Annotated in this window: 11 protein-coding genes; 8 read left to right on the top strand and 3 right to left on the bottom strand. The window is 70.8% G+C overall.

Going from position 1 to position 14,247, the window contains the following annotated elements:
- Window positions 1-75: 75 nt before the first annotated feature.
- The 8 genes from MFF64_RS29770 (at window position 76) to MFF64_RS29735 (ending at window position 9,804) form a co-directional block, all read left to right on the top strand.
- Entirely contained in the window at window positions 76-1,020 is a 945-nt protein-coding gene (locus tag MFF64_RS29770) for an ABC transporter permease (RefSeq protein ID WP_238193104.1), read from the top strand.
- Window positions 1,017-1,907: an ABC transporter permease gene (locus MFF64_RS29765; protein WP_099902387.1), complete on the top strand. Its 891-nt coding sequence runs from the start codon at window positions 1,017-1,019 to the stop codon at window positions 1,905-1,907. Before MFF64_RS29770 ends, MFF64_RS29765 begins: the two co-directional genes overlap by 4 nt.
- A 22-nt stretch (window positions 1,908-1,929) precedes the next feature.
- Window positions 1,930-3,516, top strand: coding sequence for an ABC transporter substrate-binding protein (locus MFF64_RS29760; protein WP_238193103.1), 1,587 nt, complete (start codon window positions 1,930-1,932; stop codon window positions 3,514-3,516).
- Between the two features lie 88 nt (window positions 3,517-3,604).
- On the top strand, window positions 3,605-4,582 hold the full coding sequence (locus MFF64_RS29755) for an ABC transporter ATP-binding protein (RefSeq protein ID WP_099903178.1): 978 nt from the start codon (window positions 3,605-3,607) through the stop codon (window positions 4,580-4,582).
- On the top strand, window positions 4,579-5,667 hold the full coding sequence (locus MFF64_RS29750) for an ABC transporter ATP-binding protein (protein WP_099903176.1): 1,089 nt from the start codon (window positions 4,579-4,581) through the stop codon (window positions 5,665-5,667). Before MFF64_RS29755 ends, MFF64_RS29750 begins: the two co-directional genes overlap by 4 nt.
- 23 nt (window positions 5,668-5,690) lie before the next feature.
- The gene (locus MFF64_RS29745; protein ID WP_238193102.1) at window positions 5,691-7,325 is read left to right on the top strand and encodes an amidohydrolase; all 1,635 of its coding nucleotides are present in this window, start codon (window positions 5,691-5,693) and stop codon (window positions 7,323-7,325) included.
- A 44-nt stretch (window positions 7,326-7,369) separates the two neighbouring features.
- Window positions 7,370-8,833 carry an amidohydrolase family protein gene (locus MFF64_RS29740; protein WP_238193101.1) on the top strand — a complete coding sequence of 488 codons (1,464 nt, stop codon included), beginning with the start codon at window positions 7,370-7,372 and terminating at the stop codon, window positions 8,831-8,833.
- Window positions 8,834-9,009: 176 nt separating this feature from the next.
- Entirely contained in the window at window positions 9,010-9,804 is a 795-nt protein-coding gene (locus MFF64_RS29735) for an IclR family transcriptional regulator (protein WP_309296471.1), read from the top strand.
- A 301-nt stretch (window positions 9,805-10,105) separates the two neighbouring features.
- Here the strand turns inward: MFF64_RS29735 and MFF64_RS29730 are convergent, their stop codons facing one another.
- The 3 genes from MFF64_RS29730 to MFF64_RS29720 are packed head-to-tail and all read right to left on the bottom strand — an operon-like array spanning window position 10,106 to window position 13,924.
- Window positions 10,106-11,947, bottom strand: coding sequence for a DUF6798 domain-containing protein (locus tag MFF64_RS29730; RefSeq protein ID WP_238193099.1), 1,842 nt, complete (start codon window positions 11,945-11,947; stop codon window positions 10,106-10,108).
- A 28-nt stretch (window positions 11,948-11,975) separates the two neighbouring features.
- Window positions 11,976-12,395 carry a GtrA family protein gene (locus MFF64_RS29725; RefSeq protein ID WP_099900445.1) on the bottom strand — a complete coding sequence of 140 codons (420 nt, stop codon included), beginning with the start codon at window positions 12,393-12,395 and terminating at the stop codon, window positions 11,976-11,978.
- Window positions 12,392-13,924: a UbiA family prenyltransferase gene (locus MFF64_RS29720; protein ID WP_238193098.1), complete on the bottom strand. Its 1,533-nt coding sequence runs from the start codon at window positions 13,922-13,924 to the stop codon at window positions 12,392-12,394. The genes MFF64_RS29725 and MFF64_RS29720 overlap by 4 nt, the downstream gene beginning before the upstream one ends.
- Window positions 13,925-14,247 lie beyond the last annotated feature (323 nt).

Raw genomic sequence — 14,247 nt, 5'->3', positions numbered from 1 at the left:
CGGGCCGAAGGAGGTCCTGCGGCGCCTCGGAGCAGCCGGCGCCGGCCGGCCCGGGCACGGCGAGGCTAGGCGCCGATGCTCCGCAACGTCGTGCAACGGCTGCTCCTCGCCGTTCCCGTCCTGCTCGGCGTGCTGCTCGTCGGCTTCCTCTTGATGCAGGTCGTGCCCAACGATCCGGCGGTGGTCCGGGCCGGACCGACGGCGACGCAGGACGTCATCGAGGCGATCCGGCGCGATCTCGGCCTCGACCAGCCGCTCTGGATCCAGTTCCTGATCTATCTCGGGCGCCTGCTGCGGGGTGATCTCGGCGTCTCGATCATCAACAACATGCCGGTGATCGAGGAGCTCGGGAACACGATCGGGCCGACGCTCGAACTGATGCTCGCGTCGCTGATCTGGTCGGTGCCGCTCGGCATCCTGCTCGGCACGGTCGGCGCCTACTGGCGCGGCCGCTGGCCCGACCGGCTGGTCGTGGCGGCCTCGGTGGCCGGCGTGTCGGTGCCGGTCTTCCTGCTCGGCCTCGGTCTCGTCTGGCTCCTCGGCTTCCACTGGCAGCTCCTGCCCTTCACCGGCCGCACCGGGCCGCTCTGGACGCTCGAGGGCATCCAGGGCGTGATCCTGCCGGCGGTGACGCTCGGCGGCGTCTTCGTCGGGCCGGTCGCCCGCATGACGCGCAGCTCCGTCCTCGACGTCCTCGGGGCCGACCACGTCCGCACCGCCCGTGCGAAGGGCCTGACGGAGCGGGCCGTCGTGCTGCGGCACGCCCTGCGCAACGCGCTGATCCCGGTCGTCACCCTGATCGGGCTGCAGATCGGCTTCCTGCTCGGCGGCGCGGTGGTGGTCGAGACGATCTTCAGCTGGCCCGGCATCGGGCGGCTGGCGGTGGGCGCGATCCTGTCGAGCGACGCGCCGATGGCGCAGGGCACCATCATCGTGCTCTCGGCCGGCTTCATCCTGATCAACCTGGTCGTCGACATGCTCTACGCCTTCCTCGATCCCCGCATCCGGGAGGCCCGATGAGCAACCCCGTCGCGCTCACGCCCGAGGCGAGCCCGCACGCCGCCTTCGCGGTGACGGCGCGCCCCTCGGTCGTGCGCTTCCTCCTGCGCGAGCCTGCGAGCGCGGTGGCCCTGGTCGTCGTCGTGCTGCTCGTGCTGGCGGCGCTCTTCGCGCCCTGGCTCGCACCGACCGATCCTTACGCCGGCGACCTCGCCAACACGCTCAAGGCTCCGGGGGACGGCTTCCTCCTCGGCACCGACGGGCAGGGGCGCGACATGGTCACCCGCCTGCTGTTCGGCCTGCGGATGACGCTCATGATGAGCCTCGTCGCCGTCGTCATCGGCTGCGGCCTCGGCGGCCTCGTCGGCTTCGCGGCGGCCTATTACCCGCGCCTCTCCGGGCTCCTGATGCGCCTGATGGACGTGCTCCTGTCGTTCCCAGCGATCTTGTTCGGCCTCGCGCTGACGGCGATCGTCGGGCCCGGCCTCACCGCCGTCCTCGTCGCGCTCTCGATCGCCACCATCCCGCTCATGGCACGGGTCGTGCGCGGGGCCGCGATCGTGGTGCTGCAGCAGGATTACATCGAGGCCGCCCGCGCGCTCGGCATGGGCGATGCTCGCATCCTGACCAAGTACGTCCTGCTCAACTGCCTGTCGCCGATCTTCGTCTTCGTCACCCTGCGCTTCGGCCAGGTGATCCTGCTCGGCTCGCTCCTGTCCTTCATCGGGCTCGGCGCGCAGCCGCCGACGGCCGAGCTCGGCGCCATGGCGTCGGACGGGCGCAACTTCCTGTTCTTCGCACCCCACGTCTCGGTCCTGCCGAGCCTGCTGATCTTCGTCGTCGTGCTCGCCTTCAACGTGCTCGGCGACGGCCTGCGCGACGCCCTCGACCCCCGGATGCGCCGCTGACGATTCGAGAGGATTTTTTCTGATGACGATGCTCGCGCGGACCGCTCTGGCGGCCGGCCTCTCCCTGCTCGGTCTCGTCCCGGCGCTTGCCCAGACGAAGGCGCCGCTGACCATCCTGCGCGTCATCGATGCCGACCGCTACGATCCCGTGCGCTCGACCGCGACCTCGGCCTCCGAGGTGCTGTTCATGCTGGCCGACACGCTGGTCAGCCTCGACTTCGACATGAAGACGGTGAAGCCGCTGCTGGCGAAGTCCTGGACCGCATCCGCGGACGGCCGGACCTACACGTTCGACCTGCGCCAGGACGTGAAGTTCTGCGACGGCCGGCCGATGACCGCCGAGGACGTGGTCTACTCGCTCAAGCGCTGGATCGATCCGGCCACCCGCTCGCCGGTCGCCAGCCGCGCCGGCAAGGTGAAGGACATCCGTGCCACCGACGACCACACGGTCGTCTACGAGCTGCAGGAGCCGTTCAGCGACCTCCTGTACCAGCTCACGCAGTCCTTCGGCTCGGTCGTCGACAAGAACACGGTCGAGAAGCTCGGGCAGAATTTCGGCGTCCAGGGCTTCAACGCCACCGGGCCGTATTGCTGGGTCAGCTGGACGCCGCGCCAGGACCTCGTGCTGAAGAAGAACCCCCATTACAATTGGGGTCCGCCGATCTACAAGAACCCGAAGCCCGAGATCGACCAGATCATCTGGAAGGTGGTGCCCGAGGCCAACACCCTCATGGCCGCCATGCAGGCGCGCCAGGCCGACATCACCTACTACCCGCCGCTGTTCTCGATCGACACGATGCAGCGCGTGCCGGGCCTGAAGGTGCAGCAGCAGAAAGACTACATCTACGACGTCTTCTTCGCCTTCCGGGTCAACAAGCCGGTCTCGAGCGATCCGGCGATCCGCCGCGCCGCCAACATGGCGGTCAACAAGGATGCGATCGTCAAGGCCATCTATTTCGGCCGCGGCACGCCGCTGCACTCGCTCCTGAGCCCGACCGTGCTCGACTACGACGCCAAGGCGGCCGCGATGATGCCGGCCTTCGACCCGGCCGGCGCCGCCAAGGTCCTCGACGAGGCCGGCTGGACCCCCGGGCCGGACGGCATCCGCGTCAAGGACGGGCAGAAGGCCACGTTCGTGGTCTATGGCATCCGGGACGACCAGAACCCGCGCATCTCCGAGGCCATGCAGGCGGACCTGCGCAAGGTCGGCATCGACATGCGGATCCAGCTCTGGGACGCGACCGTCGCCTGGGGCAAGCTCGCGACGCAGGAATTCGACGCCTTCATGCTGTCCTATCCGTACGGGACCGCGACCGAGGCGCTGAACCTCTACTTCAAGAGCACGCAGGCGCCGACGCCGAACCGCATGAACTGGAAGGACGAGAAGACCGACCAGCTCATCGACGCGGCCGCCACCGCGACCGACCCCGCCAAGCGTAAGGAGGCGAATGCCGAGACGCAGCGGCTCCTCACCGCGGCCAACGTCTGGATCCCGCTCGTCACGCGGCAGATGTGGGTCGTGTCGGGCGACCGCGTCGAGGGCGTGCGGCCGCACGGGCTGTACGGCGCCGGCCTCTACAAGGGCCTCGACCTGAGCCTGAAGCGCTAGGGGGGCGGCCTTGCCTCTCGCCGCCGCCCGCCCGACCCTGAGCGCGGACCACCCGACGGCCCCGCCGCGCGGCGCCGCCGCACCGGACCTGGCGCCGATCCTCGAGGTCCGCGACCTCGTCACAACCTTCGCGACCCCGCGCGGCGCGATCCGTCCGGTCGACGGCGTCTCGCTCTCGGTGCCGCCCGGGCGCACGCTTGGCATCGTCGGCGAGAGCGGCTGCGGCAAGAGCATGCTGTCGCTCTCCCTGATGGGGCTCGTGCCCGCGCCCGGGCGGGTGACGGGGGGCTCGATCCGTCTCGAGGGGCGCGAGCTCGTCGGGCTGGCACCCGGCGAGTTTCGGCGCCTGCGCGGCAGCCGCATCGCCATGATCTTCCAGGAGCCGATGACGAGCCTGAATCCGGTCCACACGATCGGCTACCAGATCGTCGAGGCCCTGGCGGGACACGAGAGGCTGCCCGCCCGGGCGCTCAAGGAGGCGGCGATCGCCGCTCTGCGACAGGTGCGGATCCCGGCGCCCGAACGGCGCTTCGACGAGTACCCGCACCAGCTCTCCGGCGGCATGCGCCAGCGCGTGATGCTCGCCATGGCGCTGGCCTGCCGCCCGGCGCTGCTCATCGCCGACGAGCCGACGACGGCTCTCGACGTGACGATCCAGGCGCAGATCCTCGACCTCCTGCGCGAGTTGCAGGCCGAGACCGGCATGTCGATCATCCTGATCACGCACGATCTCGGCGTGGTCGCCCAGGTCGCCGACGAGGTGGCGGTGATGTATGCCGGCCGCGTCGTCGAGCGCGCCCCGGTCGCCGCGATCTTCGACGATCCCCAGCACCCCTACACGATCGGGCTGATGGGCTCGATGCCGCGGATGGAGGACGAGCGCGACCGGCTCGTCGTGATCGGCGGCACCGTGCCGCCGCCCTTCGCGCTGCCCGCGGGGTGCCGGTTCAACCCGCGCTGCCCCTTCGCCGGGGAGGAGTGCCGCTCAGGCTACCCGCCGCCGGCGGATATCGCGCCGGGCCACACCGTCGCCTGCTGGAAGGCTCCCGTGGAGGCGAACGGATGACGGTGCCGCTCCTCGAGCTCGACGACGTCCGCAAGCACTACCCGGTGCATAGGGGCCTCGTCCTGCGCCGTCAGGTCGGCGCCGTGCGGGCGGTCGACGGCGTGTCGCTGCGCATCGCGGCCGGCGAGACGCTGGCGGTGGTGGGCGAGAGCGGCTGCGGCAAGTCCACGCTCGCGCGGCTCGCGCTGCGGCTGATCGAGCCGAGCGCCGGCGCGATCCGCTTCGACGGCCGCGACGTCACCCATGACGGCCGCTCGGCGTTGAAGCCCCTGCGCCGGCAGATGCAGGTGATCTTCCAGGATCCGTTCGCGAGCCTCAACCCGCGCATGGCCGTCGAGGAGATCCTGGCGGAGCCGATGCTGGTCCATGGCATCGGCGATGCCGCCTCCCGCGCCGCGCGGGTGCGCGAGCTCCTCGGCCTCGTCGGCCTCGCGAGCTATCACGCCGACCGCTTCCCGCACGAATTCTCCGGCGGGCAGCGCCAGCGCATCGGCATCGCCCGCGCCCTCGCGCTGAAGCCCCGATTGATCGTCTGCGACGAGCCGGTCTCGGCCCTCGACGTCTCGATCCAGGCGCAGGTGGTGAACCTGCTGAAGGACCTGCAGGCGGAGTTCGGCCTCGCCTACCTGTTCATCTCGCACGGACTGGCGGTGGTGAAGCACATGGCCGACCGGGTGGCCGTCATGTATCTCGGCCAGGTCGTCGAGACCGCCCCGGCGAAGGTGCTCTACGCCCAGCCGCGCCACCCCTACACGCAGGCGCTGCTCGCCGCCGCGCCGGTGCCGGACCCTGCCCAGCGTCATTCGCGCCCGACGCTCGGCGGCGACGTGCCGAGCCCGATGACCCCCCCCGCCGGCTGCCGCTTCCACACCCGCTGCGGCTTCGCGCAGGCGCGCTGCCGCGAGGAGGCGCCGGGCTTGCGGACGATCGGTCCTCAGCACGAAGCGGCGTGCCACTTCGCCGAGACGATCCCGGCTTTCGCCCGCTTCGGTGGGGGCGCCCGCCACGAGCGGCTGCAGGCCCGGCTGGCGCTCTACGAGCAGAAGCGCGCCGCCATGATCGCGGCCGAAACGACAGCGGCCTGACCCGACAGAAGGCAGAGAGACAGATGGCGGCGCTTCCGAAAGCCGATACGATCCTGACCAACGGCCGCGTCTTCTGCGGCCTTGAGGAGGGCATGGCCGAGGCCGTCGCGCTCTGGGCCGGCAAGGTGCTGGCGACCGGCACCGCGGCCGAGCTCGCTCCGCTGATCGGGCCGGGGACGCGGGTCGTCGACCTCCGCGGCCGGCTCGCGACGCCGGGCCTCTACGACGCCCACATGCACCTCCTGCCCTACGGGCTCGGCATGCTGGACATCGACGTGACGCCGGCGGCGGCCCGCACCCTCGATGCGCTCCTCGGCAAGATCCGCGAGCGGGCCCGGGCCCTGCCGCCGGGCCGCTGGATCCTGGCGCGCGGCTACGACCAGTTCGAGCTCGACGTGAAGCGGCATCCGTTCCGCGAGGAGCTCGACGCCGTCGCGCCCGACCACCCGGTCTCCCTCGTGCGCGCCTGCGGGCACGTGACGATCGCCAACTCGATGGCGCTCAGGCTCGCCGGCATCGACGAATCGACGCCGGTGCCGCAGGGCGGCGCGATCGAGCAGCAGAACGGCCGCCTGACCGGGCTCCTCGCCGAGACCGGCCGCGACCGGTTGAAGGCCGTGCTGCCCAATCCCACGGACGAGGACCTCGTCGCGGCGATCAAGCGGGCGGGCGAGGCGTGCCTGTCCTATGGCATCACCAGCGTCATGGATGCCGGCGTCGGCATGCGGGCGGGCTACCGCGAGGTCGCCGCCTACCGAAACGCCCAGCGCAGCGGGCGCCTGCCGGTGCGGGTGAACCTCTGTCTGCTCGGCGGGCCCGGCGGCATCGTCGAGCAGGCTTTCGCCGACGGCGTGATCACCGGCACGGGCGACGACATGGTGCGGGTCGGGCCGGTCAAGATCTTCACCGACGGCAGCGCCGGCGGGCGCACTGCCGCCATGTCGCAGCCCTATCTCGGCGAGCCGGAGACCGTCGGGCTGTCGCTGCTGACCGACCCCGAGATGGATGCCTTCGTCGCGGATTATCACGCCAAGGGCTACCAGCTCGCCGTTCACGCGATCGGCGACGCCGCGATCGAGCAGACGCTGAACGCCTTCGAGAAGGCCCTCGTCGCCATGCCCGATCCGGCACGGCGCCACCGCATCGAGCATTGCGGCTTCAACAGCCCGGCGCAGATCGACCGCATGGTGCGACTCGGCGTCGAGCCGGTGCCGCAGCCGGTCTTCATCTACGATTTCGGCGACCTCTACGTCTCGGTGCTGGGCGAGAAGCGGGCGGCCGCCTCCTACCCGATGAAGACCTGGCTCGACCGCGGCCTCGCGGCGGCGGCCTCCAGCGACGCGCCGGTCTGCGACATCGACCCGTTTCCGAACCTCTACACGATGCTCACCCGCAAGACCTCGCGCGGTACCGTCATCGGCGGACCTGAGCGGCTGTCCATCGCCGAGGCGCTGCACGCCTATACGGCGCTGGGCGCATACGTGAACAAGGCCGAGGGGCATCGCGGCCGCCTCGTGCCGGGACTGGCCGCCGACATCGCGGTGTTCTCGCGCGACATGACGAGCGCCGTGCCGGAGGAGATCCTGTCCGACACGCGCTGCGACCTCGCCATCCGCGGCGGTGCCATCGTCTACGACCGCGGCGGCGAAGCCGCCTGAGCGAAGCGATCTGACCAAGAGAGACGAGAGAAGGGGAGGGGACCGTGACCGAGCCCGCCGGAGCGACGCTCTACCGGAACTGCGACTGGATCGTCGCCTGGGATGCCGAGGCCGGCTCCCATATCTACCTGCGGAACGCCGATCTCGCCTTCGCGGGCAAGGACGTCGTCTTCGTCGGCCAGAGTTCCTCGGGCAAGGGGTATGACGGCCCGGTGACGCGCGAGATCGACGGCGCCGGGCTGATGCTGATCCCGGGCTTCGTCGACATCCACTCGCATCCCGGACACGAACCCGGCTGGAAGGGCATGCTCGAGGAGCTCGGCAGCGCCAAGCTCGGCCAGAGCTCGCTCTACGAGTTCATGCCGGTCTTCAACATCGGGCCGGGCTACGCCAAGCACGCCCGGCGCGTCGCCGTCTCGGAGCTTCTGAAGAGCGGCGTCACGACGATCTGCGACCTCGGCCAGCCGACCCCCGACTGGCCGGAGCACTATGCCGAGACCGGCATCCGGGCCGTGCTCTGGGCGATGTTCCGCTCCGGGCCCTGGAAGACGACCAACGGCCACTCGGTCGAGTACGACCTCGATCCGGCCCGTGGCGACCGCCTTCTGCGCGAGGCGATCGACCTGATGGACGAGGCCGGCCGCCACCCGAGCGGCCGCATCTCGGGCCTGCTCTGCCCGGCGCAGATCGACACGGTGACGGAGGGCCAGATCCTCGAGGCGCTGGCCGCCGCCCGCGACCGCGGCCAGCCGATCCAGATCCACGCCGCGCAGAGCATCGTCGAGTTCCAGGAAATCCTGCGCCGCACCGGCGAGACGCCGATCGGCTGGCTCGACAAGATCGGCGCGCTCGGGCCCGACCTCGTCATCGGCCACGGCATCTTCCTCAACGACCATCCCTGGTTGCATTTCCCGCACGCGAACGACTTCGAGCGGCTGCGCGACAGCGGCGCCGGCGTCGCGCATTGCCCCGTCGTCTTCGCGCGCCGCGGCATCGCGCTGAACTCGCTCGGCCGATATATGGAGGCGGGCATTCCCTGCGGGATCGGCACCGACAGCTTCCCGCACAACATGCTCGATGAACTGCGCATGACCTGCTACGCCGGCCGCATCCGGGCGGGCAGCTACACCGCCGCAACCACCGCCCAGGCCTTCTCGGCCGCGACGAGCGGCGGCGCCGACCTGATCCGGCGGCCGGATCTCGGCCGGCTCGCGCCCGGCTGCAAGGCCGACTTCGCGGTGATCGACATGAGCAACCCCTACATGCAGCCCGATTACGAGCCGTTGCGCAGCCTGATCTACTCGGCCAACGACCGCGCGGTGCGCGACGTCTACGTCGACGGCGTCCAGGTCGTGCGCGACGGCGAGGTGACGACCTTCGATATCGCCGAGGACATCGCGATGCTGCGGCGCGGCCAGGCCGAGGTCATCGCCGGCGCGCCGAGCCGCGACTGGGCCGGGCGCAGCCTGGAGGAGCTGTCGCCGCGCGTCTTTCCGGTGCGCGGGTAAGGGCGGCTGGAACGGGCCAGGATCGTGCCGTAGCGTCCGGCAGGACGTCCCGTGGCTCGCGGCCCGGGCGGACCGGACGCTGCGTCACATCGCCTGACGATACGGCCGTCTTGTTTTCGCGGGCCCCTGGTGGTGTAGAACGGCCGCTGACGCGAGGGGCGGCCGGGCGCATGGGGATGGACGACGAGGGAGACGGCGAAGCGCCGCCGCGGAGCGGCGGGGTCGACGACCGGTTGTTCCTGCAATCGGTGGCGCGTGCGCTCGACGTGCTCGAAGCCTTCGCCGCCAGCCCGCGGCCGATGTCGCTCGGCGAGCTCGCGCAGGCCGCCGGGACGAACAAGAGCGCGGCCCAGCGCATCGCGCAGACACTGCTCAGCCGCGGCTATCTCGAGCGCGGCCGCGACGGCGGCCTCGTCCCGGGGCGGCGCATCCTCGACCGATCCTTCGACTATCTGCGCGCGAACCCGCTCATCGAGCGGGCGATGCCGGTCCTCGTCGAGCTGCGCAAGGCCGCCAACGAGCGCGTCGATCTCAGCCTCTTCGACGATCTCACCACGATCTACGCGGTGCGGCTGCAGAGCAAGCGCGAGACGTTCTATGCCACGCTCGCCGGCCGGCGCGTGCCGACCTTCGCCTCCTCCGGCGGGCGCGCCTGCCTGGCGCAATTGCCGGACGAGGCCGTCGACGACATCCTGGCGCGCTCGGACCGCAAGCCGCTGACGCCCAAGACGCTGCTCGAGCCGGCGAGGATCTGGCGCAAGGTGAAGGAGGCGCGCCGCGACGGCTATGCCTACGCCACCGAGGAGGCGCTGATCGGTGAGGTCGTGCTCAGCGCGGCCGTGCTCGCGGGTCCGGGCCGGCCCCTCGGTGCGGTCCACATCGCCGGTTCCCTCAGCGAGTGGACGCCCGACGAGTTTCGCAAGCGGTTCGCGCCGCTGGCGATCGAGGCGGCGCGGGCGCTGAGCGGGTAGGATCCGCATCCGATCGGCCGGATCGTGCGATGGGCTGGAGCTGGGCGGGACGCGGACCGGGAGGCCAGGCGCAGCACGGTCTGGGCCCCTTGAAGTGGTCCGGAGTGGGAGCGGTGCCGGCAGCAGGGGGCTTTGAGGCGGCGGGAGGAGTTCCGGCCGGGGTCGGCCGGTTGATGAGACGAGGCGGGGCAAGCCGAAAGCGGGCTTCCCGCTGAGGCCGGTGCGTGAGAGCGGGACAGCAGATCCCGTCCGCGCCATGAACCCGGCTTTGCAGCAAGCTCCTGGCTCACCGGTCCGGCGCTCAGCCCGCTCCCGGTCCGGCCGCTGGGACCTGCGCCCCGGATACGGCCGGGAGGACGCAGAGGTTTCGCGTCCGGAAGGCGAGGTCCGGCAGGCTATCCAGCCGGTCTCCCGGCGCGCAACGCTCGACGAGGTAGGCGATGCCGTTCGCCGCGGCGTAGGCCCTGCGCTCCGCGACCGTGCCGAGGGCCGCGACCGCCCGCGTACGGCGACGCCACTCTGCGTAATAGGCAGGCTGCCACATGACGGCGGCGCCTCGGCCGAAATCAACCCACACCCGGCGGTGTGCGGCGAACTCGAAGCGCGAGGTGCCGGCCTCGTGGACCTCCCGCGGGACGCCCTTCAGCGCCTCGGCAAAGTCCGGCGAGCCGGCGACCGGCACCAGGAAGATCGCGTCCGGCGCCGTGCTGCTCCGGGCCCAGAGGCCGACGGTCTCCCATTCCGCGGCGACGGAGGAGAGCCTGCGGTTGTGCCCCCAACTCTTCACCGTCAGCCCTGCGATCAGGGCGGCGACGCCGACGAGCATCGCCAGGCCCGCCGCCCGCGCTGCTCGCTGCGGCAGCGCGCGCTCCTGGAAGAGACGCCGCCAGAACCGCGGCGGACGGTGCGGCAGGAGCAGCACGGGGGCCAGCAGGGTGAGGGGCCGCACCGTGCAGAGGAGGCAGAACAGCAGGAAGGCCGTCGCCCGCGCGTGAAGCGGTCTGCGCCGGTGCAGCATCCGCGTCAGCAGCGCGAGGCTGCCGAGCGCCGCCAGCAGATGAAAGAAGGTGCTGACGCGCAGGAGGTGCAGGTTGAGAACGGCAGGGCTACCCGTGAGCAGAGGTGCCACCATGCCCAGCGCGTAGACTGCCATGTAGCCCCACAGGACGAGCAGGAAGGGCTCGGCCCGGCGGCGCATCCGCCAGAGGCTGAGATTGGCGAGGAGCAGCAGGGCCGCGACCGAGACGATCTGCCCGGCCGGGATCTCCCCGATCAAGAAGTGGTGCGGGTAGAACTCGCGCAGGAAGGTCGGGTAGTCGAAACCTGCAGGCCGGCCGAAGCCCGGATTGGCGAGAACGTTGAGGATGACGGGAAGGGCCGGGAGGCTCGCCAGGGCGAGGCCGAGCCCCGCGGAACGGGCCAGCCGTACCCGGTCGATGCGGCCGGTCGCGAGGCTGAAGCCGCAGAGCAGCGCGACCGGTACGACGTTCCACACCGCGACGAAGGCGTTGACGAAGAACACCAGCCCGTTGAGCGCAAGGCCAGCCGTGACCCGGCCCGTGGCAAGGCACCAGATCATCAGCAGCGAGAGGCCGTTGGCAATCTCCGAATGCGTGAACACGTTCAGGAACAGGCCGCCTGCTCCAGCATAGGATACGCCGCGCAGCATCGGCGCGAGACAGACCAGGGCGGTGAAGACGATCTTCTGGTTTCGGCTGCGCACTCCGAGCAGTCCGGCACAGAGCAGCAGTCCCAGGATCGTGAGGAACCGGGAGAGGAGGTGGAGGGCGAGGAACAGGCCGTAGGTGTCGACCTGCGCAGCCGAGCCGCGCAGCAGAAGCCAGATGCCGGAGGCGAAGAAACGCAAGGACTGGACGAAGGCGTCGGCGCGGAACTGCGGCTCGTCCGGCAGGCCCGCCACGATCGGCAGATGGAAGATGTTGTTCGACGCGCCGAGCACGAAGCCCGTCAGCGCGACCGAGACGATCGCCCCGACCGCGGAGAGGGCCAGGGTGTCGCTGCGCAGGCCGCCCGCGACACTCTCCCGGATGCGCGCGGCCCGCGCCTGGAGGTCGGCCCGGCCCGGGATCGGAAATCGGCCGGATCTCCCGGCGGGCAGGCTGAGCGGGGTGTCGAGGGTCATCGCGGCCTCATCGTCTGGCGGTTCCAGGTCAGCGGGCGGCATTCAGGTCCGCCGGCCCGGGGAAGGTGAGGAGGCGGTGGCCGACATAGTTCGCGACCGCCCCGACCCCGATGCCGAAAGCGTGGCCGATCCCTTCGGCGAAGGGGACGGCGAGGCCGAGGCCCCGCGCGAGCACCGCGGCGGCCGCGAGACTCGCCATGAGGACGATGCCGGCGCTCACCGCGTTGACGGCCAGGAAGGCGGCGAGCTGGCGGCGCAGGGAGCCGTTCGCGGCCTGGAACACGAAGACGCGGTAGAGCCAGAACCCCGCCGCCATGCCGACGCCTTGCGCGAGGATCAGGGCCGTCCCGAACGGCAGCACCTGAGAGAGCATGAGGCGCGCCAGCCAGTTGACCGCGGCGGCCGAGCCGCCTGCGATGAGGAAGCGGAAGGCGGGATGATCGATCATACGGCGATGCCCGGGACGCCGAAGGCGGCGAGCGCGAAGGCGGCGGCGGCCGTGCCGGCGAGTCCCAGGCTTGTCCGGTCGCGGATCGCGAAGGCCACCGGATCGTCGTTGAGCTCGTCCCGGCCCGCGAGCAGCCAGACCCGACTCATGAACAGCGCCAGAATTGGCGGGAAGCTCCAGAGCAGGAACGGGGCCGCCAGGGCTGCGTGCCGGAAGGCCTCGTTGGCGAGGTAGAGGATGAAGATCACGATGCTGGCGAGCCCCGCCGCGATGCCGAAGGCGAGCACCACCGGCTCGTCGGCCGTGTGGTAGCCGCGGCCGGAGAGCTTGCCGCTGCGCATCCGCTTCACCGCGCCTCGCAGCTCCGTGTGACGCTTGGCGAAGGAGAGCGAGGTGAACAGGAACATCGAGAAGGTGAGGAGCCAGGGCGACCACACCACGGCGACCGCGGCCACGCCAATGACGAGGCGCATGGTGAACAGGCTGCCGAGCGTCAGCGCGTCGAGCATCGGGACCCGCTTCAGCGCGAGCGAGTAGGCGAGGGTCAGGGCGAGATAGGCGAGCACGCCGGCCAGCACCGCCGGCCTGACCGAGGCGGCCAAGCCTAGCCCGACCGTCAGCCCCACGGCGACGGCGCACAGGGCGAGGCCCAGCGACAGACGACCGCTGGCGAGCGGCCGGTTGCGCTTCGTCCAGTGCGCCCGGTCGTGCGGCAGGTCCCAGAGGTCGTTGAGGAGGTAGGTCGCAGAGGCGATCAGGCCCAGCGCCAGGAAGGCGGCCGACGCCGCCAGCCAGGCCTCGGGCTCGCCGGCCCTGCCGCCGAGCACGAGCGGTACGGCGACTAGGGCGTTCTTGGCCCATTGGTGCAGGCGCAGGCCCTTGAGCAATGCGCGGGCGCGCGACGAGGCGGCAGCCGCGCCGATCTTCTCCACGGGCCGTCCGAGGGCGCGCAGGGTCTCGACGAGGTCCGGCCGGGCCTCCGCGACGATGGCGCGGCGCGCCGCAGCCCAGATGGGCAGGTCCCCGCCGGCCGACCCCACGTAGTCGAAGCCTTGGGGCAACTGCTCGGCGAGGCGTGCGGCCCGAGCCGCCGAGGAATCCGCCGCATCCCCGGTGGTGATCACGCCGTCTACCAGGGAGAAGCGCTGTGCCAGCCGGTGAGCGAGGGCCGGATCAAGCGTCGTCGCCAGGACGATCATGCGTCCCGAGGCCTTCCGAACCGTCAGGTCGGCAAGCAGAGTCTCGTCGACCGGCAGCGTCGCAACGTCGAGTGCCGGGTGCGCGAGGACTCGGCGTCGGAACGCAGCACGGCCGCCCAGCAGCCAGCCGAGCAGCCGAAAGATCGCGAGGGCGTCATGACGCAGGATCGCGAGGATTGCCTCATGGACAAGGTTCGTGCGCAGGAGCGTTCTGTCGAGATCGACGACGAGCGGCACCGGATCGAGGCCGGCGTCGACAGCCGGAATTGGACAGGCGGCCTGCGCCTCGATGTCATCGGCAAGGGCCAGCGGAGCGAGCAAGGCGGTCATCTGCACGAATGTCCCGGTTCCATGAATTGATCTTGGGAGGCCTGCCGCAGCGGCAGGCCGACGAGGGGATCGTGGCTGACTGGGCCGAGGTCATCGTGCCCGACACTGTGGCGCATAGGCTCGAGGGCGCTACGCACTGAAATTCTTAACCAGCCTTCCAACACCGTCACGCAGGCCAAGAGATCTTGGCCTTACGCCGGAGCTGCTCGGGCGAGCGGCCCAATACCGTGCTCGCTCGAACGATTTGAGCCATCTCGAGCCATTCGGCTGTTTGGCAGACGTGCAAATCGTTCCCAGACATGTCTTCTTCGGTCCAAGACTAA

Origin of the sequence: Methylobacterium frigidaeris, assembly GCF_022179185.1 — a bacterium.
Lineage (GTDB): Bacteria > Pseudomonadota > Alphaproteobacteria > Rhizobiales > Beijerinckiaceae > Methylobacterium > Methylobacterium frigidaeris.
Note: the sequence above shows the minus strand (reverse complement) of the source record. Positions and strands in the feature narration are given on the sequence as shown.

Bases quoted from the DNA above. Each gene is read 5' to 3' on its own strand.
- MFF64_RS29750 (WP_099903176.1), top strand. From the start codon at position 4,579: ATGACGGTGCCGCTCCTCGAGCTCGACGACGTCCGCAAGCACTACCCG.
- MFF64_RS29725 (WP_099900445.1), bottom strand. From the start codon at position 12,395: ATGATCGATCATCCCGCCTTCCGCTTCCTCATCGCAGGCGGCTCGGCC.
- MFF64_RS29745 (WP_238193102.1), top strand. From the start codon at position 5,691: ATGGCGGCGCTTCCGAAAGCCGATACGATCCTGACCAACGGCCGCGTC.
- MFF64_RS29730 (WP_238193099.1), bottom strand. From the start codon at position 11,947: ATGACCCTCGACACCCCGCTCAGCCTGCCCGCCGGGAGATCCGGCCGA.
- MFF64_RS29770 (WP_238193104.1), top strand. From the start codon at position 76: ATGCTCCGCAACGTCGTGCAACGGCTGCTCCTCGCCGTTCCCGTCCTG.
- MFF64_RS29765 (WP_099902387.1), top strand. From the start codon at position 1,017: ATGAGCAACCCCGTCGCGCTCACGCCCGAGGCGAGCCCGCACGCCGCC.
- MFF64_RS29760 (WP_238193103.1), top strand. From the start codon at position 1,930: ATGACGATGCTCGCGCGGACCGCTCTGGCGGCCGGCCTCTCCCTGCTC.
- MFF64_RS29735 (WP_309296471.1), top strand. From the start codon at position 9,010: ATGGACGACGAGGGAGACGGCGAAGCGCCGCCGCGGAGCGGCGGGGTC.
- MFF64_RS29720 (WP_238193098.1), bottom strand. From the start codon at position 13,924: ATGACCGCCTTGCTCGCTCCGCTGGCCCTTGCCGATGACATCGAGGCG.